The sequence below is a fragment of the Desulfofundulus sp. genome (genome assembly GCF_049701015.1).
Lineage (GTDB): Bacteria > Bacillota > Desulfotomaculia > Desulfotomaculales > Desulfovirgulaceae > Desulfofundulus.
The window spans coordinates 1-1,839 of record NZ_JBNATZ010000370.1 but is presented as its reverse complement, the minus strand read 5'-3'; the positions used below and the strand labels follow the sequence as shown (position 1 = coordinate 1,839).

Sequence of the window (1,839 nt, the reverse complement as noted above, 5' to 3'; positions counted from 1 at the left end):
CGGCAAATAAGCGGGCCGCAGCCATTGCCTCACCGGTGGTGTTATTGGTGCTCCCAATCTCCACCAGAAGCGCCCGGGGGTGGAGAAACTGATTGTAACGCCCCTCCTTCACCCGAACCCCCTGACATAAACCGGGGTACTTTTTGTCCAGGGCTGCGGCCAGCTGCTTTGCAAACTGATAATTCTGCCGCCAGGTGGGGAAGGGCGCCCTGGCGTCCGAGCCAACAACAAAGAGGATGGGTGCCACCTCCATACCATTTACCTTAACCACGCAGTCCCGTCGGGGTTTTCCGGCATCCCGGTGTATGTCCAGGAGCACCTTGAGCTGTGGTTCTTCCCGTAATACTTCCCGTACCGTTTTTTCAGATTCCATATACGACAGGTTATACTGGCGGTCATGGACCTTTCTAATGTGCAGGGTTGGGATGCCGTATTTGGATTCTAGTTCCTGGCTTATAACCTCCCCCACCTTGACCACACCCCCTTCTTTTCCGTCCAGCCTGGCCACACCATCTGTAAGCATGTAGGTTTCTCCCGTGTGGGTATGATAAATGGCCACCAGGTGCTTCCCTGAATCCTTCCGGACCGTACCCGGAAGTTCGTTGGCAGCTGGTTCCAGCCGGTGCTCCTCCCTTGCCTGCTGTACCGGCACAAAAGCCAGCAGGGGCAACTGGGAACGAAGCAAGGCCCGGGGTTCTTGCCCGGGCAGGACAAGAGAACCAGCCAGACTCGACCATAAACCCCAAAATGAGCATCTAAATTCTTCGTCTCGACTGCCGGCAATGTAACAGGGCAAGGCGGCTCTCAGGAACAGCCGGGGATCCCTGGTTAAAAAAATTCGCCCTCCCCAGCGCGAAAACAAAATACAAGCACCAGCCACAAGAGTAAGGAGTGAAAAAATAATCCCGGTCACAACCAGGAGAACGTACAGTTTCTGCCATAACCAGCGTTGACGGTAGCGGTAGCGGTAAAGAGCGTGGTACATAAAAAATCCCCTCCCGGATTGTCCATACCATTTTATGCCCGGAAGGAGATCTTTATGAAGGCCAACCCCGCTTGCGGGTTGAAGTGATACCGTTGCTAACGCAATACTGTAGGTACTACAGCATCTATAAGTCCAATAATGAAAGCAGCGATCAGTGCTCCCAGCAAATTAACACTGAGCAGGTTGGGAATGATAAACTGGGCCACGTAGATTACGACTGCAGCGGTGATAAAACTTACTATGCCCCGCCCCCGGGGAGAAACCCGCTCGCCCAGCAGGGCCTCCACAATATAACCCAGCACGGCAATAACCACCGCAGCAATCAGCGCTCCCACGAACCCCCCGCGCACTACAAAGCCCGGGGAAAGCCAGCTCACCACTATGAGCACCAGCGCTGAAACGATAAACCTGATAATTACCCGTATCCAGTCCGTCATGGTAATCACCTCCTGCTTTTGAACTCGAAAATAGCTTTGACAAAAAATCTGCCGGTTATACCGGTTTAACTTGCAAATTTTTTAAACCCGTGGTAAAATGAGGGCTGTTGGGAGGTGACTGAAAGGTGCCTAATACCAGGTCGGCCATGAAAAGGGTCAAGGTTACCCGCAAGCGCACCCTCCGCAATGCCCGGCTGAAGTCAGCCCTGCGCACGGCCATCAGGAAGTTTGAGCGTGCATTGACAGCCGGCGCCAGCATGGAGGAAACGCGGGAGTTACTGCGTCAGGCGCTCAGGGCCATTGATAAGGCGGTCACGAAGGGCATTATACATAAAAATACTGCCGCCCGTAAAAAATCCCGCCTGAGCAGACGGTTCAACCGCCAGGCCCAGGCCAGTTGACCGTTCGCCTCCCGGG

The 1,839-nt window shown here is 54.2% G+C and carries 3 protein-coding genes; 1 reads left to right on the top strand and 2 read right to left on the bottom strand.

What is annotated here, in order from left to right; translation table 11 throughout:
• Positions 1-985, bottom strand: a 985-nt coding sequence (gene spoIIP, locus ACPLUI_RS14510) for a stage II sporulation protein P (RefSeq protein WP_424660950.1), incomplete at its 3' end; no start/stop codon positions are given.
• 95 nt (positions 986-1,080) lie between these two features.
• Positions 1,081-1,422, bottom strand: a complete 342-nt coding sequence (locus ACPLUI_RS14505; RefSeq protein ID WP_424660949.1) for a phage holin family protein — start codon at positions 1,420-1,422, stop codon at positions 1,081-1,083.
• A 125-nt stretch (positions 1,423-1,547) separates the two neighbouring features.
• On the opposite strand from ACPLUI_RS14505, the gene rpsT reads away from it, so the two are divergent.
• Positions 1,548-1,823: a 30S ribosomal protein S20 gene (gene rpsT, locus ACPLUI_RS14500; RefSeq protein WP_424660948.1), complete on the top strand. Its 276-nt coding sequence runs from the start codon at positions 1,548-1,550 to the stop codon at positions 1,821-1,823.
• The last annotated feature ends 16 nt before the right edge of the window (positions 1,824-1,839 follow it).